Source organism: uncultured Croceicoccus sp. (genome assembly GCF_947496385.1).
Lineage (GTDB): Bacteria > Pseudomonadota > Alphaproteobacteria > Sphingomonadales > Sphingomonadaceae > Croceicoccus.
Window position 1 is genome coordinate 254,848 of the sequence record NZ_CANMCP010000002.1, and the last position, 20,322, is coordinate 275,169.

General features: G+C 66.0%; 21 protein-coding genes and 1 tRNA gene. 12 read left to right on the forward strand and 10 right to left on the reverse strand.

The window, feature by feature from the left end; translation table 11 throughout:
• Window positions 1-108: 108 nt before the first annotated feature.
• Entirely contained in the window at window positions 109-1,809 is a 1,701-nt protein-coding gene (gene ctaD / locus Q0897_RS05020; RefSeq protein ID WP_299307970.1) for a cytochrome c oxidase subunit I, read from the reverse strand.
• Between the two features lie 20 nt (window positions 1,810-1,829).
• On the reverse strand, window positions 1,830-2,885 hold the full coding sequence (gene coxB, locus Q0897_RS05025) for a cytochrome c oxidase subunit II (protein ID WP_299308166.1): 1,056 nt from the start codon (window positions 2,883-2,885) through the stop codon (window positions 1,830-1,832).
• 250 nt (window positions 2,886-3,135) lie between these two features.
• On the opposite strand from coxB, the gene pyrE reads away from it, so the two are divergent.
• From pyrE to ruvX, 7 genes are all read left to right on the forward strand, one after another.
• Window positions 3,136-3,717, forward strand: a complete 582-nt coding sequence (gene pyrE, locus Q0897_RS05030; RefSeq protein WP_202085569.1) for an orotate phosphoribosyltransferase — start codon at window positions 3,136-3,138, stop codon at window positions 3,715-3,717.
• On the forward strand, window positions 3,714-4,463 hold the full coding sequence (locus tag Q0897_RS05035; protein WP_299307973.1) for a pyridoxine 5'-phosphate synthase: 750 nt from the start codon (window positions 3,714-3,716) through the stop codon (window positions 4,461-4,463). The genes pyrE and Q0897_RS05035 overlap by 4 nt, the downstream gene beginning before the upstream one ends.
• 64 nt (window positions 4,464-4,527) lie before the next feature.
• On the forward strand, window positions 4,528-4,956 hold the full coding sequence (gene acpS / locus Q0897_RS05040; RefSeq protein WP_299307975.1) for a holo-ACP synthase: 429 nt from the start codon (window positions 4,528-4,530) through the stop codon (window positions 4,954-4,956).
• A gap of 11 nt (window positions 4,957-4,967) precedes the next feature.
• Window positions 4,968-5,867, forward strand: coding sequence for a signal peptidase I (gene lepB / locus Q0897_RS05045; RefSeq protein ID WP_299308168.1), 900 nt, complete (start codon window positions 4,968-4,970; stop codon window positions 5,865-5,867).
• Between the two features lie 60 nt (window positions 5,868-5,927).
• The gene (locus tag Q0897_RS05050; protein WP_299307976.1) at window positions 5,928-7,007 is read left to right on the forward strand and encodes an AI-2E family transporter; all 1,080 of its coding nucleotides are present in this window, start codon (window positions 5,928-5,930) and stop codon (window positions 7,005-7,007) included.
• Between the two features lie 3 nt (window positions 7,008-7,010).
• Window positions 7,011-8,159, forward strand: coding sequence for a DUF3089 domain-containing protein (locus tag Q0897_RS05055; RefSeq protein ID WP_299307978.1), 1,149 nt, complete (start codon window positions 7,011-7,013; stop codon window positions 8,157-8,159).
• Entirely contained in the window at window positions 8,156-8,644 is a 489-nt protein-coding gene (ruvX, locus tag Q0897_RS05060; RefSeq protein ID WP_299307980.1) for a Holliday junction resolvase RuvX, read from the forward strand. The genes Q0897_RS05055 and ruvX overlap by 4 nt, the downstream gene beginning before the upstream one ends.
• Before the next feature lie 60 nt (window positions 8,645-8,704).
• Here the strand turns inward: ruvX and Q0897_RS05065 are convergent, their stop codons facing one another.
• The 5 genes from Q0897_RS05065 to argH form a co-directional block, all read right to left on the reverse strand.
• Window positions 8,705-8,950: a hypothetical protein gene (locus Q0897_RS05065; protein ID WP_299307981.1), complete on the reverse strand. Its 246-nt coding sequence runs from the start codon at window positions 8,948-8,950 to the stop codon at window positions 8,705-8,707.
• Between the two features lie 101 nt (window positions 8,951-9,051).
• Window positions 9,052-9,822 (reverse strand): NAD(P)-dependent oxidoreductase, encoded by a 771-nt coding sequence (locus Q0897_RS05070; RefSeq protein WP_299307983.1) that lies wholly within the window; start codon window positions 9,820-9,822, stop codon window positions 9,052-9,054.
• A gap of 16 nt (window positions 9,823-9,838) precedes the next feature.
• Window positions 9,839-11,098, reverse strand: a complete 1,260-nt coding sequence (lysA, locus tag Q0897_RS05075; protein ID WP_299307985.1) for a diaminopimelate decarboxylase — start codon at window positions 11,096-11,098, stop codon at window positions 9,839-9,841.
• 3 nt (window positions 11,099-11,101) lie between these two features.
• Window positions 11,102-11,356 (reverse strand): hypothetical protein, encoded by a 255-nt coding sequence (locus Q0897_RS05080; RefSeq protein WP_299307986.1) that lies wholly within the window; start codon window positions 11,354-11,356, stop codon window positions 11,102-11,104.
• Window positions 11,353-12,735 carry an argininosuccinate lyase gene (gene argH, locus Q0897_RS05085; protein WP_299308169.1) on the reverse strand — a complete coding sequence of 461 codons (1,383 nt, stop codon included), beginning with the start codon at window positions 12,733-12,735 and terminating at the stop codon, window positions 11,353-11,355. The genes Q0897_RS05080 and argH overlap by 4 nt, the downstream gene beginning before the upstream one ends.
• A gap of 55 nt (window positions 12,736-12,790) precedes the next feature.
• On the opposite strand from argH, the gene Q0897_RS05090 reads away from it, so the two are divergent.
• The gene (locus tag Q0897_RS05090) at window positions 12,791-13,357 is read left to right on the forward strand and encodes a TlpA disulfide reductase family protein (protein WP_299307988.1); all 567 of its coding nucleotides are present in this window, start codon (window positions 12,791-12,793) and stop codon (window positions 13,355-13,357) included.
• A gap of 83 nt (window positions 13,358-13,440) precedes the next feature.
• Here Q0897_RS05090 and Q0897_RS05095 read toward each other — a convergent pair.
• Window positions 13,441-13,516, reverse strand: a tRNA-Val gene (locus Q0897_RS05095).
• A gap of 139 nt (window positions 13,517-13,655) precedes the next feature.
• Between Q0897_RS05095 and Q0897_RS05100 the strand changes: the two genes are divergently transcribed.
• Window positions 13,656-14,387, forward strand: coding sequence for a queuosine precursor transporter (locus Q0897_RS05100; protein ID WP_299307990.1), 732 nt, complete (start codon window positions 13,656-13,658; stop codon window positions 14,385-14,387).
• Between the two features lie 18 nt (window positions 14,388-14,405).
• Here the strand turns inward: Q0897_RS05100 and Q0897_RS05105 are convergent, their stop codons facing one another.
• On the reverse strand, window positions 14,406-14,891 hold the full coding sequence (locus Q0897_RS05105; RefSeq protein ID WP_299307992.1) for a BLUF domain-containing protein: 486 nt from the start codon (window positions 14,889-14,891) through the stop codon (window positions 14,406-14,408).
• Window positions 14,888-16,921 carry an EAL domain-containing protein gene (locus Q0897_RS05110; protein WP_299307994.1) on the reverse strand — a complete coding sequence of 678 codons (2,034 nt, stop codon included), beginning with the start codon at window positions 16,919-16,921 and terminating at the stop codon, window positions 14,888-14,890. The genes Q0897_RS05105 and Q0897_RS05110 overlap by 4 nt, the downstream gene beginning before the upstream one ends.
• A 169-nt stretch (window positions 16,922-17,090) precedes the next feature.
• Here Q0897_RS05110 and Q0897_RS05115 point away from each other — a divergent pair, with 169 nt between their 5' ends.
• The 3 genes from Q0897_RS05115 to Q0897_RS05125 are packed head-to-tail and all read left to right on the forward strand — an operon-like array spanning window position 17,091 to window position 20,322.
• Entirely contained in the window at window positions 17,091-18,818 is a 1,728-nt protein-coding gene (locus tag Q0897_RS05115; protein WP_299307996.1) for a mechanosensitive ion channel family protein, read from the forward strand.
• A complete protein-coding gene (locus tag Q0897_RS05120) occupies window positions 18,815-19,246 on the forward strand; it encodes a metallopeptidase family protein (protein ID WP_299307997.1) in 432 nt (143 codons plus the stop codon). Before Q0897_RS05115 ends, Q0897_RS05120 begins: the two co-directional genes overlap by 4 nt.
• Before the next feature lie 41 nt (window positions 19,247-19,287).
• A complete protein-coding gene (locus Q0897_RS05125; protein WP_299307998.1) occupies window positions 19,288-20,322 on the forward strand; it encodes a peptidylprolyl isomerase in 1,035 nt (344 codons plus the stop codon).

Below are 20,322 nucleotides of genomic sequence, written 5' to 3' on the forward strand. Positions count from 1 at the left end.
GCCTATAGCTGCAAAGGGGGCACGCGCAAAGCCCGCATCGCAAAACCAGAGCGCCCCGGCGGAGAGTATCCGCCGGGGCGCCGGGTGACTTTGCGCCGAATGAAGCGATCAATGCGCGTGGGCGTGATCGTCGATTTCGGGCAGCGTTTCGAACTGGTGGAACGGCGGCGGGCTGGACAGCGTCCATTCCAGCGTGGTCGCACCCTCACCCCAGTAGTTCGGGGCCGGCTTCTTGCCTGCAACGATGGCGTAGATGATGTTCAGGAAGAACACGCCGACGCTGATCGCCATGATGACATAGCCGACCGAAGACAGATGGTTCCAGTAGCTGAACGCCGGGGTGTAGTCGGGATAGCGGCGGGCCATGCCCTGCATGCCGAGGAAGTGCATCGGGAAGAACACGAGGTTCACGCCGATGAAGAAGATCACGAACTGAATCTTCGACAGCAGTTCCGAGTGCCAGCGGCCGAACATCTTCGGGAACCAGTAATACCAGCCCGCGAACATGGCGGTCACCGCGCCCAGCGACAACACGTAGTGGAAGTGCGCGACGACATAATAGCTGTCGTGCAGGTTGTCGTCGACGCCGCCATTGGCCAGCACGACGCCGGTCACGCCGCCCACGGTGAACAGGAAGATGAAGCCCAGCGCCCACCACATCGGCGATTTGAACTCCAGGCTGCCGCCCCACATGGTGGCGATCCAGCTGAAGATCTTGATGCCGGTCGGCACCGCGATGATCATCGTCGCGGCGGTGAAGTACATCTTCTCGTTCACCGACAGGCCGACCGTGTACATGTGGTGCGCCCACACGACGAAGCCGACGACGCCGATCGCGACCATGGCATAGGCCATGCCGAGATAGCCGAACACGGGCTTGCGGCTGAAGGTGGAGACGATCTGGCTGATAATACCGAAACCCGGCAGGATCATGATGTACACTTCGGGGTGGCCGAAGAACCAGAAAAGGTGCTGGTAAAGGACGGGATCGCCGCCGCCGACGGGATCGAAGAACGTCGTGCCGAAATTACGATCGGTCAGCAGCATGGTGATCGCCGCGGCCAGAACCGGCAGAGCGAGCAACAGCAGGAAGGCCGTGACCAGCACCGACCATACGAACAGCGGCATCTTGTGCAGGGTCATCCCCGGTGCGCGCATGTTGAAGATGGTGGTGATGAAATTGATCGCGCCCATGATCGAGCCGGCACCGGCAAGGTGCAGCGCAAAAATGGCGAAGTCGACCGCCGGCCCGGGCGAACCCGTGGTCGACAGCGGTGCATAGACGGTCCAGCCCGTGCCGGCGCCCGTCCCGGTGCCGCCCGGCATGAAGGCCGAGATCATCAGCGAGCAGAAGCCCATGAACGTCAGCCAGAAGCTGATGTTGTTCATGCGCGGGAACGCCATGTCGGGCGCGCCGATCATGATGGGCACGAACCAGTTGGCGAAACCGCCGATCATGGCGGGCATCACGACGAAGAACACCATGATCAGGCCATGCGCGGAAATCAGGACGTTCCACAGGTGCAGCGTCTGGTCGAAATCGACCGCTTCGCCGCCGCCGAGGAACTGCGCCCACCAGCCGAGAACCTGAATGCCGGGTTCGGCAAGCTCGGCCCGCATGATGCCCGAAATACCGCCGCCGATGATGGCCGCGAAGATCGAGAAGATCAGGTAGAGCGTACCGATGTCCTTGTGGTTGGTGGACATGAACCAGCGCGCGAAGAACGACGGCTTGTGATCGGCATGGCTATGCAGATCGTGCGCGTCGTCATGCGCGGGATGATGGTCGGGGTGAGCGGTGGTAGCCATGTCTGGAAACCTTTACCTTCTTAGACGGTCGGGGCCGCGGTGGCGGCGGCACCTTCGGGAGCGGGGTTGCGGGCACCGGCCGCCCCGGGAATTGCGGACTCGGGCTGCTGAATGCCGGGAATCTCGGTCACGTCGGACGGTTCATCGCCCAGCGTGCCACCCGGCTGCGTCAGCACCCATTGCTCGAACTGCGCACGGGGGAGAGCCTCGACCGCGATCGGCATGTAGCCGTGACGCGCGCCGCAAAGCTCCATGCACTGCCCGTAATAGACGCCCGGCTCCTCGACGATCAGCATCTTTTCATTGAGGCGGCCCGGAACCGCGTCGAGCTTGAACCACAGCGAAGGCACGGCGAAGGAGTGGATGACGTCCGCGCCGATCGTCTGGATCCGGATGGGCTCGCCCACCGGCACGACCAGGCGATTGTCCACGGCGAGCTGCGGCGGCTCGCCATTCGCGATGGCCTCGTCCTCGTCCATCATGTTCGAGATCACCTCGAAATCGCCGTAATCGGGATAGGTATAGCCCCAGTACCACTGATACCCGGTAACCTTCACGGTAAGGGCATCTTCGGGTGCCGTTTCATATTGCTTGGCGAGCAGGTCGATCGAGGGGACCGCGATGCCGAGCAGAATGAGCACGGGGAGCAGCGTCCAGATCACCTCGACCACGGTGTTGTGAGCGGTCTTCGACGGCGTCGGGTTCGCGGCGCGGCGATATTTCACCATCACCCACAGCATCAGGAACAGCACGATCAGCGACACGATCACGATGACCGGCATCAGGATCGCGTTGTGCATCCACAGGCCATATTCACCGATCGGCGAATACTGGTCCTGGAACCCGATGGCGCCGTCGATCGGCATGCCCTTGCCCGGCGTCGGAGCCATGGGCGTGTACGAGCCGGCCGGCGCCGCCTCGGCGATGGGCGCAGCCGCCGGAACCGCGGCCGGCGCGTTTTCGATGACGTCAGGTTGGGCAGGCGCAATTGCGGCCAGCACGGTTTGCGGCAGAAATGCCACACCCATGGCGAGACCGAATCCCGCCGTCTTAATCTTGTCAGCCGCGCGGCGCATGTTGCTCACCAGTTCGCTCGCTTTCCTGCCTGAATCCTAAGGTTCGCGAAGTGCTTCGTCGTGACGGACCATGCCGTCAACCGACATTATGGCACGTTTCGCCTCCACTTGCGAGCCGGCCTATACGCGCGCTTGCGGCCTGTCTCAAGCACCTCTAGGGGATATTTTTATCGAGGCGGGGCGCATGGGCCGCGGCGCGGGCACGCCCGGCCATGCCACCGCCGCACCGGGATCAAGGCAGACGGAACCCATGAACGAGACCAGCATCCTTGCCGAATTTCGCGCCGCGGGCGCCTTGCTCGAAGGGCATTTCAAGCTTTCGTCGGGACGACATAGTGCGCATTACCTGCAATGCGCGCGCGTTTTGATGAATCCGGACCGTGCCGCGCGCCTTGCCGCCGCGCTCGCCGCGAAGCTTCCGCGCGACCTGCGCGCGCGTATTGACAAGGTCGTGTCGCCCGCGATGGGCGGCATCATCATCGGGCAGGAAATGGGCCGCGCGCTGGGCCGCGACGCGGTGTTCGTCGAACGGCCGACCGGCACGTTCGAACTGCGCCGCGGGTTCGACATCGCACCCGGCGAAAAAATCCTGATGGTGGAGGACGTCGTGACGACCGGCCTCTCCAGCCGGGAGGCGATCAAGGCGGTCGAGGACGAAGGCGGCGAGGTCATCGCGCTCGCCAGCCTGGTCGACCGTTCGGGCGGCGACACCGCGTTCGACATTCCCTTCGTGCCGCTCGTCGAAATCCGCTTTCCCACCTATGCGCCCGACGAAGTTCCCCCGGAACTCGCCGCGATTCCGGTGACGAAGCCGGGGAGCCGGAAGGCATGACCGGGCGCAGCCCGACACAGGCGCGTCCGCTGCGGCTCGGCGTCAATATCGACCATGTCGCCACCATCCGTAACGCGCGCGGCGGCGACCATCCCGACCCGGTCCGCGCGGCGCAGATCGTCGCATCGGTCGGCGGAGACGGCATCACCGCCCATCTGCGGGAGGATCGCCGCCACATTCGCGATGCCGATCTGCGCCGGATACAGGATGCGACCGATCTTCCGCTGAACCTGGAAATGGCGGCGACGGAGGAGATGCTCGCCATCGCCTTGCGCCATGCGCCCCACGCGGCCTGCATCGTTCCGGAAAAGCGCGAGGAGCGCACGACCGAAGGCGGGCTCGACGCCGCGGGACAGCACAACCGCCTTGCCCCCATCTGCGCCCGCCTCGCCGATGCCGGCATCCGCGTCAGCCTCTTCATCGAGCCGGAGGAACGGCAGATCGAGGCGGCGATGCGGCTCGGCGCGCCGGTCGTCGAGTTTCATACCGGCGAATATGCCCATGCGACGGGCGATGCGCGCGCGGTCGAATTGAAACGGCTGGCCGACATGGCCGCGCTGGCCTCCAAGAACGGGATCGAGCCGCATGCCGGCCACGGACTGACCTATGAAAACGTGATGCCGGTTGCCGCCATTCCGCAACTCGCCGAGCTCAATATCGGGCATTATCTCATTGGCGAGGCGGTGTTCGTGGGGCTGGAAAATGCGGTGCGGCGGATGCGCACGCTCATGGACGAGGCGAGGTAGGCGCGCGCCGAACCGTGCAACTTGTCCGTTCCACCGTCATGGTTTTGCCGCTAGACCGCATGCCATGATCATCGGGATGGGTTCCGACCTTTGCAATATCGACCGCATCGCCAATTCGCTGTCCCGGTTCGGGCAGCGGTTCGAGAATCGCGTGTTCACCGAGGTTGAGCGGGCCAAGGCCGCACGCCGTCCCCATACGCAGGCCGGCACCTATGCCAAGCGGTTCGCAGCAAAGGAGGCCTTTTCCAAGGCGGTGGGGACCGGTTTTCGCCGCGGCGTCTTCATGAAGGATATCGGCGTGGTGAACGCGCCGTCGGGCGCGCCGACGCTCGCGCTTTCGGGCGGGGCGGCGGCCCGGCTTGCCGAAATGGTCCCGCCGGGACACGCGGCGAAAGTGCACCTCACCATGACCGACGACCATCCCTGGGCACAGGCCTTCGTCATTATCGAGGCGCTGCCCACGGCCGCCACCGCACAGGATATCCGCGCGTGAGCGAGAGCACGATGCCGCCCCCCGCCCCGCAGGCGCCGGTCGCCTTCGAAAAGGACGAGCCGGTCGACTGGCGGCGGGAGATCACCGGGCTGGCGCTGATGCTGCTTGCGGTGATCGGCTTTCACTCGCTGGTGGCGAAACCGTTCTACATTCCGTCGATCTCGATGATGCCGAACCTGCTCGTCGGCGACCGGCTGGTGGTGAGCAAATATCCCTATGGCTGGTCGTGGGTGTCGGCCTCGTTCCATGCACTCCCCCGGTCGGACATGCGCGTGCTGGGCCGGACGCCGGAATATGGCGATATCGTCATCGTGAGCCCGCCGCATGCGAAGGAAGACTGGATCAAGCGGGTCGTCGCCCTGCCCGGCGACCGCATCGCCATTCGCGACGGGCGCATCGTGCTCAACGGCCGCATGATCCCGCAGGAAGCCGAACCGCCGGTGCAGATCGACGCCGACGATGCACAGACATGCAATGGCGTGCCCTGCCTTGCCGCCTTCGCACCCTATCGCACCCGCCTGCCGAGCGGGCGTTCGGTCTACGAACTGCCGACCTATCGCGAAACCTTGCCCAATGGCGCGTCCTACCTGATCGTCGACCACATCAGCCAGAAGCTCGACAACCGGCCCGAAATCACGATTCCCGCAGGCCATGTCTTTCTCATGGGCGACAACCGCGACCATAGCGCCGACAGCCGCGAAACGCTGCCCGGCGTCGGGCTTGGCGGGCCGGTGCCGCTGTCCGACATCGGCGGCCGGGCCGAATTCGTGACCTTCTCCCTCGACGGGAGCGAGGGGTGGAACCCGCTGTCCTGGTTCGGCGCGCTGCGCGATGGGCGCGCGCTCGGCACCCTGCGCCCGCCGATCCGCCCTGCGCAGGGCGCCGGGAAACCGCACCCCGCCGCGCGCTGATCCGCGGCGACGGGCCGACACCGCGCTTGTAAAGGCATTTCATTGCGTTAAACCGCGTCAATGACCGATGAGCCGCATATCGAAGACGCGATCCCCGAGGGACACAGCCCCTCCACCATCGCCGACCCCCGCCTCCGGTTCGAGGCGCGGCGGGCGATCGTGTGGCTCGGGATCGCGGCGGTCTTCGGCCTGTGCCTCTACATGTCGCAGGCTTTGCTCGTCATTTTCGGCGGACTCGTCTTTGCCGCGCTGATTGACGGCGGCGCGCGGCTCCTGGGCCGGGTGTTGCCGATCGGGCGAGGCTGGCGTGTGGCGCTCGTGCTCATCGCGGCGACGGCGTTCCTGGCCTGGCTGCTGTTCTTTGCCGGCACGCAATTCGCGTCCGAGGCGGCACAGTTCCCCGACCTCATCCGCCGGCAGGTCGCGACGGTCATGCGCTGGATCGAATCGCAGGGCATCGAAATTGCCCCCAACATGCAGACCATCGTGCGGCAGGGCGTGGGCGGCCTCGGCAAGGTGACGAGCATGATCGGCGGCGTGGTCGGGGGACTGACCACGTTTTTCCTGATCCTGATTCTCGGCATTTATTTCGCGGCGGAACCTCGGCTTTACGAACGCGGGCTCGCGTGGCTGCTCCCCGACCGGCGGCGCGGCAGCTTCCTCGAAATGATGGAAAAAATGGCTTTTACCATGCGGCGGCTGCTGTTCGGCCGGGTGGTCGGCATGGTTTTCGAAGGCGTCCTTACCGGCATCGCGCTGGGCGTGTATGGCGTGCCGCTGGCCTCGCTGCTTGGCCTCATCACCGGGCTTCTCGCGTTCATTCCCAATATTGGCGCGATGATTTCGGGCGTGCTGATGGTCCTCGTCGGGCTTTCGGGGGGCACGGACATGGCGCTCTACGCGCTCGGTGTGTATGCCGTGGTGCAGACGTTCGATGGCTATGTCGTGGTGCCGATGATCGCGAAGAAGACGGTCGATCTCGCCCCGGCGCTGGTGCTCGCGATGCAGCTGATCCTTGGCATCCTGTTCGGCATTCTCGGGCTGGCGCTGGCCGACCCGCTCGTCGCGATGGTCAAGACGATGCTCGAACACCGCTCCGACCATGCGGGAGACGATCATCCGTTGGCCGCGCGGGGCTGAACAATGGCGCGCAAGTTCCTGTATGTCATCGCGATTCTGATCGTCCTCATCATCGCGGGCGGGCTGGCCCTGTCCTATTTCGCGGATGATCTGACCGAATTCGCCTTCGTGCCCGACACCGCCTTTGCGGAACAGGAGGCCCTGCCCGACAATGCCTATGCCGATGCCGCCATGTGGATCAGCCGGCCCGGCATGAACGGCAACGATCCCGCCCGCTGGCTCCCCGAAGGCTTCACCGAAACCGACGGGCGCATGGCGGCGGCGGTGTTCTTCGTCCACCCGACGAGCTTTGTCGAAAATACCGCGTGGAATGCGACGCTGGACGATGCGGCGTCGCGGCAACGGGCCGACCTGTTCGTGCGCGGCATGGCCAGCCCGTTCAACCGGGCAGAGCAGATCTGGGCCCCGCGCTACCGCCAGGCGGCGGTGGGCGCGTTCCTCACCGACCGGCCGGAGGCGCAGCGCGCGATCGACGCCGCCTATCGGGATGTGGAGCAGGCCTTTGCGCAGTTCGTGAAGGAGGCGGATCCGGCGCTGCCCATCGTGCTGGCGGGGCATAGCCAGGGCGCGCTCCACCTCCGGCGATTGTTGCGCGAACGGATCGCCGGCACCCCCATCGCCGACCGGATCGCCGCCGCCTATATCATCGGCTGGCCGATTTCGGTGGCGAACGACCTGCCCGCGCTCGGGCTTCCCGCGTGCGGCGATGCGCGGCAATCGGGCTGCGTGATGAGCTGGTCGAGCTTTGCCGAACCCGCCGATCCGGACCGCCTCTTGCGCTCCTATTCCGCCGGGCTGGGCCTTAATGGCCTCCCCAATGCGGAGACGGAGCTGTTGTGCTCCAACCCCCTCACCGGCGGAATTGGCGGCGCCGCGCCGGCCAGTGCCAATCTCGGCACGCTGGTTCCCAATGCCGATTTCACGAGCGGGCGACTGGTCGAGGACGCGGTGCCGGCGCGCTGCGATCCGCGTGGGATCCTGCTGATTGGCGATCCGCCCGATCTCGGCAATGCGGTGCTGCCGGGCAACAATTACCATGTCTACGATATTCCGCTGTTCTGGGCCAATCTGCGCCGCGATGTGGGGACCCGCGTATCGGCCTGGAATGGGGCGCAGGGCGAGACTTCGTCTCTGACGCGGGGCGGGCGATGATTACCGAGAAAGTTCGCGAATTCGATGCCGTGCTCCCCGATGGCGGCGTGCTGATCGGCATCGATCCCGGCACGAAAACCGTGGGGCTCGCCACATGCGATGCTGGCTGGCATTTCGCCACGGCGGGAAAGACGCATCCGCGCGGCAAGTTCGGCGCCCTGCGCGACGTGATCGCGGCGACGGTGCGCGAACGGCGGGTGGCGGGTTTCGTCGTGGGCCTGCCCCGCAACATGGACGGGAGCGAGGGATCGCGCGCGCAGGCCAGCCGCGCCCTCGCCCGCAATCTGGTCGAGGCGTTCGGATTGCCGGTCCTGCTCTGGGATGAAAGGCTGTCGACCGTCGGCGCCGAACGCGCGCTCATCGAGCAGGATTTCAGCCGCGCCCGCCGCGCGACCCGTATCGACAGCCACGCCGCCGCGATCATCCTTCAAGGCGCGATCGACGCGCTCGGCAGCGGGGGCTTCGCCTTCGACGAGGATCGCTGAATAGAAAAACGGGCCGCCGGACGATAGGTCCGCGGCCCGTTTCCCATTCTCGAAAAGCGCTTATTCCGAAGGGTCGGTGGCCGGTTCGCCCTCGGCATCGGGGGTGTCCACGTCGATGACGGGCACTTCCACCGTGCGTTCCTCGGTATCGACGTTCACGTCGGGCGCCTCGACGTCATATTCGGGCATGTTGCCACCCTCGACATTCACATCGGGCAGTTCGCCTTCCTCGGTCTGATCCACGTCGCAGGCAGACAAGCCCAAGGCCAGCGTTCCGGCGGCAAAAACCATGGCGAATTTCTTCATTTCGATATCCCTTACGTAGCTATCGGATGTAAAACGGGCATATCGCGTCGATCGTTCCCGGCGTTTGCCATAATTTTGCCAAATTGCGGAAAAGCGCCGCCTCAGGGCCCGTGTATCGCGACGATGACCCCGTCACCGGTCGTACCGCTATCCTCAACCGGCACACGGACGGCATCGGCACGCGCACGGTTCAGGATCGCGGCGGGAACACCGGGGGCGTGAACGACATAATCGGCGCTGCCGAGCAGTCTCGCCTCCCGCAGGGTGAGGTCGTCCGGATCGGCGGAGCGCAGCGCGATGTCATAGCGCCCCTCGCGCATGGTGTCCGCATCGCCGGCGAGCCAGTCATCCACCACCCCGGCCCCATGTTCGGTCAGCGGATCGAGCGCGCCCCCCTCACCCAGCGCGATGTCGAGCGCGCGGCGCCGGTCCGCCCCATGCGGATAGCGCGCCCGGATCGCCTCGCGCGCCGTGCCGAGCGCCTGCGCCAGCCGGCCCAGCCCCGGCGGGAGCAGCCATTCGAGCCGCAGGCGCAGCATCTTTGCCAGCCCCGCCGACGCCCCGCCGGTGCCCACCGCGACCAGCACCGGATCGCGGTCGAGGATCGAGGGCACGGTAAATTCGCATAGCGCCGGCCGGTCGGTGACATTCACCAAAAGGCCGCGGCACCGCATGCGGATCGCGGCCGCCTCACTCTCTTTTTCGTCGTCGATCGCGATGAAGGCGAGCCTTGCGTGATGCGCCTCCGGCTCGCCCACACATATCCCTCCGGCCCGTTCGATCAGCCGCCGCTTCGCCGCCGCGGCCTCCCCCTCGCCCAGCACGACGATCTTCTGTCCCGCGATACGGTGAAACAGCGGCAGCGATTGCATCAGCGCACGCAGGCCATCATGCGAGCCAGTCCGGCACGCGTTCGGCGGCGAGGATTTCCGCCGGTTCGATCCGGTCGGCGACGACGGCATAGCGATCGCCCGAGACCAGCACCTCGGGCACGAGCGGGCGGCTGTTGTAGGTGTTCGCCATGGTCGCGCCATAGGCACCGGCGGTGCGGAACGCCGCGAGGTCGCCCGTTTCCACCGCGGCGATGTCGCGGCCCATGGCGAAGGTATCGCTGCTTTCGCAAATCGGGCCGACGATATTCGCGACCATAGTGTCGCCGCGATCGGTCACGGCGACGAAATCGTGCCAGGCATCGTACATGGCGGGCCGGGCGAGATCGTTCATCGCCGCATCGACCACGACGAAGGGATGCGACACTCCCTGCTTCACCCGGACGACGCGGGTGACCAGTACGCCCGAATTGCCCGAAATCACGCGGCCCGGCTCGAACATGAGGCGCACGCCCCAATCCTTCGTCACGCGGGCGACCATTGCGGCATAATCCTGCGGCGAGGGAAAACGTTCCCCTTCGCGATAGGGGACGCCGACCCCGCCGCCCAGATCCATGTGGGTCACGGCGTGCCCCTCCGCACGGATCGCCTCCATGAGCGCACCCATGCGCGCGAACGCCGCCTCCAGCGGGTCGAGACTGGCAAGCTGACTCCCGATATGCACGGCCAGCGCGCGCATGGCGAGGCCGTCCCGCCCCGCGAGCCGGTCGAAGATCGCCGCCGCCCGGTCATAGGGCACGCCGAACTTGTTTTCCGCCTTGCCGGTGGAGATCTTCTCATGCGTGCCGGCCTCGACATCGGGATTGACGCGCAGCGCACATTGCGCCTTCACCCCCCGTGCCGCGGCGATTTTCGCGAGCGCCTCGCCCTCTTCCTCCGATTCCAGGTTGAACTGTCCGATCCCGGCATCGAGCGCCTCGGCCAGTTCGTCATCCGTCTTGCCGACGCCCGAAAACACGATGTCCCCGGCCGCCATGCCCGCCGCGAGTGCGCGCCGCATCTCGCCCGCCGACACGACATCGGCGCCGAACCCCTCGGCGCGGAGCACGCGCAGCACGGCGAGATTCGGGTTCGACTTCACCGCAAAGGCGCAATGCACGTCGGGCAGGATCGCAAGCGCCTCGCGGAAAACACGCGCATGGCGGGACAGCGTGGCCTGCGAATAGACATAGACGGGGGTGCCGACCTCTTCGGCGATGCGCGTCAGGGGCACGTCCTCTGCGTGCAGCACGCCGTCGCGGCGGGTGAAATGGTCCATGGTCTAACGCTCCGGCGGCAGGTCGAAAGGGTCGGGTTCGCGCGGTTCGGACTGCGTGCGCAGTTCGACATTGCGTTCGGGTGCGGCCTGTGGCGAACGTTCGAGCAATTCCTCGACCGTGGGGCGCTTCGCCTCGCCATAGGCGGCGGGCGGAAGCGTGTTGCCGGGCAAGGGCTCCAGATCGGTCCGCTGCGCACAGCCGGCGGTGAGGATGGCCGCCGCCGCCACGCCGAGATGAACGATGCGCCGCCCGGTCACGCCCCGTCCCCCATGTTCAGCACGCGCCGCGCATCGGCGACCCGCGCGCGAACCTGCGCCGGGGCGGTGCCGCCGTGGCTATTGCGCGCCGCGACCGACGCCTCGACCGAAAGCGCGGTGTATACGCGCTCGTCGATGCGGGGGTCGATGTCCTGCAACTGCGCAATGGTGAGATCGTCGAGCGCCACGCCCTTTCCCTCGGCGAGCTTGACCGCGGCGCCGGTGATGTGATGCGCCTCGCGGAACGGAATGTCCGCCTCCCGCACGAGCCAGTCGGCAAGATCGGTGGCGGTGGCAAAGCCCATTTCCGCCGCCTGCCGCATGCGGGCGATGTTGAAGGTCGATTCCGCGATCATCCCCGTCATCGCCGCCACCGACAGCGCGAGGAGCGACGCCGCCTCGAACACTGGCGGCTTGTCGTCCTGCATGTCCTTCGAATAGGCCAGCGGGAGCCCCTTCATCGTCATGCTCAATTGCATGAGGCACCCGGTGATGCGCCCCGCATGCCCGCGGATCAGCTCGGCCGCGTCGGGGTTTTTCTTCTGCGGCATGATCGAGCTTCCGGTCGACAGCGAATCGGTGATCCGCACGAAGCCGAACGGCTGGCTCGCCCACAGGATCAATTCTTCGGCAAGGCGCGAGAGGTGCAGCGAGGTCTGCGCCGCTGCCGACAGGTAATCGAGCGCGAAATCGCGATCCGACACGGCATCGAGGCTGTTGTCCGTGGGCCGGTCGAAACCGAGTTCGCGCGCGGTCCGGTCCCGGTCGATGGGAAAGCCGGTGCCGGCCAGCGCGGCAGAGCCGAGCGGACATTCGTTCAACCGCACCCGCGCATCGGCAAAGCGCGAACGGTCGCGGCGGAACATCTCGTAATAGGCCATGAGATGATGGCCCAGCGTCACCGGCTGCGCCGTTTGCAGATGGGTAAAACCGGGCAGGATGCTGTCCGCATGTTCGCCCGCGCGGGTCACCAATGCGCGTTGCAGCGCGGCGAGCGCGGCATCGGTCTGGTCGATCGTGTCGCGCACCCAGAGCTTGAAATCGGTGGCGACCTGGTCGTTGCGGCTGCGCGCGGTATGGAGCCGCCCCGCCGCCGCGCCGACGATTTGCGACAGGCGATCCTCGGTCACCATGTGGATGTCTTCGAGGTCCCAGTTTTCGGGCACGCCATCGCGTTCATATTCGCCCGCGATGGTGTCCAGCCCGTCGGCGATGGTGCGGGCGTCGGCGTCCGTCACGATCCCTTGCGCGGCGAGCATGGCGACATGCGCCTTCGATGCGGCGATGTCCTCCCGCCACAACACCTTGTCGAAGGGGATGGAGGCATTTATCTCGCGCATGATCGCGGACGGCCCCTCGGCAAAGCGTCCGCCCCACATCTGATTTGCCTGCCCGCCATTCGCCTTGTCGTCGGAGCCTGCCTTGCCCTTACCCATGAAATTCCGCCCAGTCCTGTCCGTTGCCGCCGCAGCGACCCTTGCGGCCGGCAGCTTTGCGATTGCCGGGTGCGATAGGCAAGAGACCGCCGCTTCGCAAGCGAAGGGCGATGCGGACGATGCGGTCCTGACGGGCGAGATCGACCGCAGCCACGCGGGCGAACCGATGCCGGAGGCGGTGCTGACGCTGGCGGACGGCACGACGCGCACCCTCGATGAATTTTCGGGTCAGCCGCTGCTCGTCAACCTGTGGGCGACATGGTGCGCGCCCTGCGTTCTCGAAATGCCGATGCTCGATGCTCTGGCAAAGGAGCGGAAGGGCGAGCTTGCCGTGCTTACCGTGTCGCAGGATCTGGACGGGGCGGAGAAGGTCGCGGCCTTCTTCGATCAGCGCGAATTCACGATGCTGCGCCCCTGGCTCGATCCGGAAAACGCGCTCGGCTTCGCCTATGGGACGGGGGTGTTGCCGACGACGGTCTATTACGGCAGCGACGGGCGCGAAATCTGGCGCGTGGTCGGCGGATATGACTGGTCCGGTGCGGAAGCCGCGCAATTGTTCGATTGAGCGTGCGGCCGATCGGCACGTCGCGCGAAGCCGCGGGCGGCGATTCGCACGGTGGTCGCGCCAGTCGCAAGGCCTGCAAACGATGGTGGGCGGTGAGGGGCTCGAACCCCCGACCCTCTCGGTGTAAACGAGATGCTCTACCAGCTGAGCTAACCGCCCGATCCGTCGGAGCGCGCGGATTTAGCGGGTTTTGCCCGGCGGTCAAGTGGAACTTGGCGGCGTTCGCCATGGCCCGCTGTGCGCGCCGCGCATCGCCAACGGGCTTTGCGCAACCCGCGAAACGCGCTAGCCACAGGGCATGAACGACTCCCCGCACAGGATCGATGCCGCCCGGGTCGGGCATTTTCGCTTCTACGATCTCGTCATGGCGGCTTTCGTCATGATCGTGCTGCTGTCCAATGTCATCGGCGCATCGAAACTTAGCTACATCACCCTGCCCGGCGGCACGCAATGGGTGTTCGGCGCGGGCGTTCTCTTCTTTCCGGTCAGCTATATCATCGGTGACGTCCTGACCGAGGTCTACGGCTATGCCCGGGCGCGGCGGGTCATCTGGACGGGGTTTGCGGCGCTTTTGTTCATGGCGTTCATGGCATGGGCGGTCGTCTCCCTGCCGCCGGCCGACGGGTGGGAGGGGCAGGATGCCTACGAATTCGTGTTCGGCAATACCTGGCGCATCGTGGCCGCCTCCATCGTGGCATTCTGGGTCGGGGAATTCGCCAATTCCTACGTCCTTGCAAAGATGAAGAGCCGGATGCAGGGGCGGCATCTGTGGATGCGGATCATCGGATCGACCGTCGTGGGGCAAGGGCTGGACAGCCTGATCTTCTATCCGGTCGCGTTTCTGGGCGTGCCGGGCTTTCCGCCGGAGCTCGTCGCGCAGGCGGTCGTGTCGCAATGGGCGATCAAGACCGGGTGGGAGGCGCTGCTGACCCCGGTGACCTATCGCGTGATCGGCGCGCTCAAACGCGCAGAGGCGGTCGACGTGTACGATGAAACGACCGATTTCTCACCCTTCGCGAAGGGCGGCTGAACCGGTCGGGCGTCCGCATCACGCGGCGGCGGTGCGCGGTTCGTCGTTCGTATCGCCGCCCTCGCATCGTTCTTCGCCCTGCTCGAACAGCGCGCGCAGCTGCTCCACCGCCTTGCGTGCGTTGACGCCGAGGAGAAAGGCGATTTCATCGCTGTCGTTTTCCATGTCCTTCATGATTTCATGGTCCGGCCCGACGAACGCCATCCGCCATTCGCCGAACATGCGCGCATCGACCGGGCTGAAATCGATGAGATTGACGTCGACATGGCGCAGATCGCGGCAGATACTCTCGAACAGGCTCTCCACGCTGGCCGCCGGTCCCTCGAGCACCTGCACGAACTTGGTACCGTCGAACAGCAGGCCGCCGCTCACCCCGCTTTGCCGGTTGCGATGGCTGGCCCCGCCGACGATCTCGCGCACCATGGTTTCGCCGGCCTGATCGCCGGGCGCCGCCGTGCTGCTATAGAGAAGCCGGCACAGCATGTCGGAGGACGGCGGGCTCATGCGGCGGTCCTGTCCTTGCCCGCGCGGAGCAGGTCGATGAAGGCATCGCAATCGAGCGGATGGCTGATGAGGAAGCCTTGCAGGCAGTCGCATCCCTGCGCGGTCATGAAATCATGCTGCGCGCGCGTTTCGATCCCTTCTGCGGTCACGCTCATCTCCAGGCTGGTGCCGAGCTGTATCAGCGATTTGACGATCGACATGCTCTGCAGATCGTCGGGCAGGCTTTGAATGAACGACTGGTCGATCTTGATCCGGTCGATCGGGAAACGGTGCAGATAGCTCAGCGAGGAATAGCCGCAGCCGAAATCGTCGAGGGCGATCCGCACGCCGATCGCGCTGATCCGGTTGAGGATCCGCATGGCGATCTCGTCATTTTCGATGAGCGCGGTTTCGGTAATTTCCAGCTCCAGCCGCGAGGGGTCCAGCCCCGCATGCGCAAGCGCGCGCGCCACCGTCTGCGGGAGGCGGGGATCGAGCAGCTGTACCGGCGACAGGTTGACGGACAGGGTGATGTCGCTGCCCCAGGACGCGGCATCGCAGCATGCGCGATTGAGCACGCTGGCCCCGATGCGGGAGATCAGGCCCAGCTCCTCCGCAATCGGGATGAATTCCGACGGCGCCATGTCGCCGCGCTCGTCGCTGTGCCAGCGCAGCAAAGCCTCCGCACCGATGATGCGGCCCGTCGCGGCATGGGTGATCGGTTGATAGACCAGCGTGAATTCGTCGCGCAGACAGGCGCGGCGCAGATCGGCGGCGATGGCGCGGCGGCGCTCCATCCGCTCGCCCAGCTCCGCATTGAACAGACAGTGATTGCCGCGCCCCTCCTTCTTCACCGCGTAAAGCGCGATGTCGGCGCATTGCACCAGCCGCTCCGGATCGTCGGCGTTCAAGGGAGCGAGCGCGACGCCGACGCTCGCCCCGGTTTCGGCCACGTTCCCCTCGATCACATAGGGGCGCCGGAGCAGTTCGCCGATCCGGGCGGCCAGCGCGTCCGCGTCCTCGCTATGGTCGATGCCGGGTGCGACCACGGCGAATTCGTCACCGCCCACCCGCGCGATCAGATCGCCGGGACGCACCGCCGCGCCGATTCTCTTGGCCACGCGGCGCAGAACCTCGTCCCCGGTCCGGTGCCCCAGCGTATCGTTGACCGGTTTGAACCTGTCGAGATCGATCAGGATGAGCGCGAAGCTTTCCTCCCCCGCCCGGGCCATCCGGCAATGTTTCGCCACGGCATTGCCGAATCCGCGTCGATTGATGATCTTCGTGAGGTCGTCATGAAGGGCAAGATGACGCAGGTTCGCACGGGCAAGCTGCCCATGACGTTCGACGAAATGCGCCGATATGCCGATCAACATGATGAGCAGCGCGGCCAGCGCGATGACCACGGCCATCGCCGGGAACGGTTCGCTCGCTACCCCCGTGGCGCCCATGGCCGGCATCACGGTGAAGCCCGCCATCCCGGTGAAATGCAGGCCGAAAACCGCGACGGTCAGGATCGCGACCGGCCGCAACGCATGCCCCTGTGTCGCTTTCGTCTTCATCACGCAGATCGCCGCGATGAACAACACCATCGACATTCCGGCAGCGAGCGCAACCCAGCCAGGCAACCACCGCACGATCCCGTCCACGCGATAGGCCAACATGCCCACGCAATGCATCGCCGCGATGGACAGGCCGACAATGGCCCCGCCGACCACGCCCGCGATCAAGCCATTGCGATGCATCGCGACCAGCAGCCCCACATATGTGCCCAGAATGGCGGTCAGCGCGGATGCGATGGTCAATGTCGCATCGAAGGTCACAATCGTGCCGGGATCATATCCCAGCATGGCGATGAAATGGGTGGACCAGTACACCATGCCGCCCGTCGTCGCCGCAAGCAGCGCCCAGTAGAACCGCGCCGGCCCGCGCTCCGTAAAGGTCCGATGGCTCAACCGTACGAAGGTGAACGAGCCCAGCACGCACATCAGCAGGGCCAGGAAAACCAGCCACAGATTATGCTCCTGCATGAAACAGGCCGCGACCCGCATTATCCTGCTCCCACGCGAACGAACACGACGTTATCGGACCGGATATGCACGCAAAGCCGATAAGAACGGGTTAATCGCATCCTATGGCAGAGCGGCGCGTGACCGGCGCGGCACCGGGAATCGCCGACGTGCTTTGACGCCCGTGCCCCTATCGCGGTAGGGCATTGCGATGACGATGATGACCGGTTCCCTCCCCGCGATGCGCCGCGCTCTTGTGGCGCTCGGCCTTTGCGTATTGGCGCTTGCGATGTTGGGCGGGGTGGCGGGCGCGCAATCGGGGGACGGGCCGCCCGTCTACGAACGCGATGCGATCAATGCCGGCCTTCCGGGGGAACCGCCGGGGTATTACGATACGCCGCAGGCCACGATGGAAAGCTTTCACGACGCGGCGGAGCGCGAGGACTGGACCGCAGCGGCCCATGCGCTCGACCTCGGTTTCCTCCCGCCGGAGCAGCAGGCCCGCGCCGGGCCTCGCCTCGCGCGGCAGTTTTACGCCGTGCTCGGCCGGGCGATGACGCTCGACTGGGACGCATTGCCGGATCGTCCCGATGCGCTCGACGTGACGAGTTCGGGCAAGAACCCCATGGCCGGCGTACCGCGCCGCGACATCCGGCTCGGCCGGATCGACATGCCGACCCGCGCCGTCACCGTCCGCATCGCCCGCTACCGCGCCGGCGATGGCGATCCGCGCTGGCTCATCGCGGGACAGACGGTGCAGAACCTCCCGCAGCTCTACGAACGATACGGTCCCACCGGGTTCGAGCAGGCCCTGCCCGACATGTTGCGCCAGCCTGCGTTCTGGACCCTGCTATGGTGGGAGGTGATCGCGTTGCCGTTCGTCATCGCCGTGGCGTTCCTGGCCGCTGCGCTGACCTGGCGGTCGCTGCGTTCGCTGTCCGATCATTATGGCGACAAATGGATCGTCGGCGTGCTCGACGCGGTGCGCACGCCGGTTGCGCTGTTTGCCTTTGCCGGGACGTTCGCGCTGATGCGGCAATTGTTCTTCACCTTTTCGGGGCCGATCGCCGCCATTCTCGACCCGGTGCAGATTCTCGCCATCGTGCTGGCCATCGCGTCGATTTTCCTCGCCGTGATCGAAGGCATTCTCGACACCGTCGCGCAGAACCAGATCGACGACATCAGCGAGCCGGAGGCAGAGCGCGACCGCAATTACTATACCACGCTGTCGGCGGTGCGGCGCATCGTGATCGTCATCCTCCTCCTTGTCGCGATCGGGGGCGTCCTTATTCAGACGAACCTGACCGAAACGCTCGGCTTTTCGCTTGTGGCATCGGCGGGTTTCCTCACGCTGATCCTCGCCTTTGCCGCGCGCACGATGCTCTCCGACGTGATGGCCTCGCTCCAGATCGCCTTTTCCAAGACGGCGCGCATCGGCGATGCCGTGAAATATGACGGCAGCTGGTCCTATGTCGAGAAGATCGGCTTTACCCATCTGCGCCTGCGCACGTGGGATGAGCGGCGCGTGCTCGTCCCCGTGGGCGAATTCGTGCAATCCAGCTTCGAGAACTGGACCAAGACCGATCCCTCGTTGATGGAGGTGGCGCGGCTCCATCTCGACCATCGTGCCGACATTGCGAAGCTGCGCGAGGAATTCGAGAAATTCGTCGCGGACGACGATGATGCGATCTCTCCCGAAGAGGCGAAATTGCAGGTGGTCGACCACACCGACCGGGCCATGGTGGTGCGCATGATCGTGCGCGCGACCGACCCGTCGACCGGGTGGGACATGCTGTGCCGCCTGCGCGAACACATGCTGCGCACGGCGGCGCGGATGGACGCCGCGGCCGGCGCAGAGCCCGCGCCCGCCTTCCTCCCCCGCGAGCGCGAGGTGCGCATGGACGAAAACGGGGCCGAGAACGGGGACGCCGCGCAATGACACGTGGCAAACGCACCATCGGCCACGCCCCCACGGCGCAGGAGATGGAGGCCATGGCCCGCCGCGCGCTCGCCGCGCTGCCCCCCGCCTTCGCCGCCCATTGCGAGGGAATCGTCCTCAGCATCGAGGATTTCGCCGACGACGAAACGCTCCAGAGCGTCGGCCTCGACGAACCGTTCGAACTCACCGGCATTTACGAGGGCATTCCCCTTTCCGACAAGAGTATCGAGCATTCCGGCACGATGCCCGACCGGGTCCGGCTGTTTCGCCGTCCGATCCTCGACGAATGGGCGGAGCGGGGGGACGAAACGCTCGAACATCTGGTCGCGCATGTCGTGATCCACGAAATCGGCCACCATTTCGGATTGTCGGACGACGACATGCACGCCTTGGAAGAGGCGGCGGACCCGGACACGGCGGGGGGATAGGACCGCTTGCGTTTCGGTGCGGGGCGGGCATTATCGCGGCCATGAAACACCATGTCCTGCCGCTCGCCCTGCTCGCCTCTCTCGCCGCGCCCGCCATCGCCGCGCAGGATGGCGACACCCGCCCCACCCCCGGCGCCATCGCCGACGCCGCGCCCGAGAGCGAATGGCGCCGCATCGCGGACGACGACCTGCTCGTCATGACACTCGCCCCCGATGCGCAAGGGGAAGAGCGGCGTATCGTGATGCAATTGCTGCCCGAACCGTTCTCGCAAGGCTGGGTCGGCAATGTCCGCCTGCTGGCGCGCGATCACTGGTGGGACGGGACGAGCGTCTATCGCGTGGTCGACAACTGGGTCACGCAATGGGGCGATGGGGAGGATGAGCGCGCCGATCCCAAACCGCTGCCCGATGGCATCGTCGCAGTGCCCGAACGCGACTACGTGGTGGCGGGCGACAGCGAAGGCTATCGCGCGGTCGGCGAAATGCTGCGGTCGCAGGCGATCCGACGGGCCCGGCTTGCCGCGACGCCCATGCGCGATAGCGACCCGCCGCCGGTCGCCATGGAACCGGCACCTGGAATACAAGCATATGGCGCCGATCCCTACGCGCCGACGACCGGTTTCTATCGCGGCTGGCCCGTGGCGATGGATAGGGATGCGGCGTGGCCGACCCATTGTTACGGCATGATCGGGGTGGCGCGCGACCTGACGCCCGACACCGGCACGGGGGCCGAACTCTACACCGTGATCGGCCACGCCCCGCGCCAGCTCGACCGCAATATCGCGCTCGTCGGGCGGGTGATCGCGGGGATGGAGCATCTCTCCACCCTGCCGCGCGGCAAGGGGCCGGCGGGCGTCTACGCCGACGAGGCGCGCCATACGCCCATCGTGTCTGTCCGGCTGGCGCGCGAATTGCCGCCGGGCGAGCGGCCCGCCTTCGAATATCTCGACACGGCAAGCGACAGCTTCGCGCGTTACCTCTACGTGCGGGCCAATCGCGATGACAGCTTTTACCAATATGGCGCGGGCGGCATCGACGTCTGCAACGTGCAGGTGCCGATCCGCCCCGTCGATTAG

What these genes read in the sequence shown, in the direction of transcription:
- ruvX (WP_299307980.1), top strand. Translation starts at nt 8,156, where the DNA reads ATGATTACCGAGAAAGTTCGCGAATTCGATGCCGTGCTCCCCGATGGC.
- Q0897_RS05065 (WP_299307981.1), bottom strand. Translation starts at nt 8,950, where the DNA reads ATGAAGAAATTCGCCATGGTTTTTGCCGCCGGAACGCTGGCCTTGGGC.
- Q0897_RS05125 (WP_299307998.1), top strand. Translation starts at nt 19,288, where the DNA reads ATGAAACACCATGTCCTGCCGCTCGCCCTGCTCGCCTCTCTCGCCGCG.
- Q0897_RS05105 (WP_299307992.1), bottom strand. Translation starts at nt 14,891, where the DNA reads ATGAGCCCGCCGTCCTCCGACATGCTGTGCCGGCTTCTCTATAGCAGC.
- lysA (WP_299307985.1), bottom strand. Translation starts at nt 11,098, where the DNA reads ATGGACCATTTCACCCGCCGCGACGGCGTGCTGCACGCAGAGGACGTG.
- Q0897_RS05070 (WP_299307983.1), bottom strand. Translation starts at nt 9,822, where the DNA reads ATGCAATCGCTGCCGCTGTTTCACCGTATCGCGGGACAGAAGATCGTC.
- lepB (WP_299308168.1), top strand. Translation starts at nt 4,968, where the DNA reads ATGCCGCCCCCCGCCCCGCAGGCGCCGGTCGCCTTCGAAAAGGACGAG.
- Q0897_RS05055 (WP_299307978.1), top strand. Translation starts at nt 7,011, where the DNA reads ATGGCGCGCAAGTTCCTGTATGTCATCGCGATTCTGATCGTCCTCATC.
- pyrE (WP_202085569.1), top strand. Translation starts at nt 3,136, where the DNA reads ATGAACGAGACCAGCATCCTTGCCGAATTTCGCGCCGCGGGCGCCTTG.
- Q0897_RS05120 (WP_299307997.1), top strand. Translation starts at nt 18,815, where the DNA reads ATGACACGTGGCAAACGCACCATCGGCCACGCCCCCACGGCGCAGGAG.
- Q0897_RS05115 (WP_299307996.1), top strand. Translation starts at nt 17,091, where the DNA reads ATGACGATGATGACCGGTTCCCTCCCCGCGATGCGCCGCGCTCTTGTG.
- Q0897_RS05110 (WP_299307994.1), bottom strand. Translation starts at nt 16,921, where the DNA reads ATGCGGGTCGCGGCCTGTTTCATGCAGGAGCATAATCTGTGGCTGGTT.
- Q0897_RS05100 (WP_299307990.1), top strand. Translation starts at nt 13,656, where the DNA reads ATGAACGACTCCCCGCACAGGATCGATGCCGCCCGGGTCGGGCATTTT.
- ctaD (WP_299307970.1), bottom strand. Translation starts at nt 1,809, where the DNA reads ATGGCTACCACCGCTCACCCCGACCATCATCCCGCGCATGACGACGCG.
- Q0897_RS05035 (WP_299307973.1), top strand. Translation starts at nt 3,714, where the DNA reads ATGACCGGGCGCAGCCCGACACAGGCGCGTCCGCTGCGGCTCGGCGTC.
- coxB (WP_299308166.1), bottom strand. Translation starts at nt 2,885, where the DNA reads ATGCGCCGCGCGGCTGACAAGATTAAGACGGCGGGATTCGGTCTCGCC.
- Q0897_RS05050 (WP_299307976.1), top strand. Translation starts at nt 5,928, where the DNA reads ATGACCGATGAGCCGCATATCGAAGACGCGATCCCCGAGGGACACAGC.
- Q0897_RS05090 (WP_299307988.1), top strand. Translation starts at nt 12,791, where the DNA reads ATGAAATTCCGCCCAGTCCTGTCCGTTGCCGCCGCAGCGACCCTTGCG.
- argH (WP_299308169.1), bottom strand. Translation starts at nt 12,735, where the DNA reads ATGTGGGGCGGACGCTTTGCCGAGGGGCCGTCCGCGATCATGCGCGAG.
- acpS (WP_299307975.1), top strand. Translation starts at nt 4,528, where the DNA reads ATGATCATCGGGATGGGTTCCGACCTTTGCAATATCGACCGCATCGCC.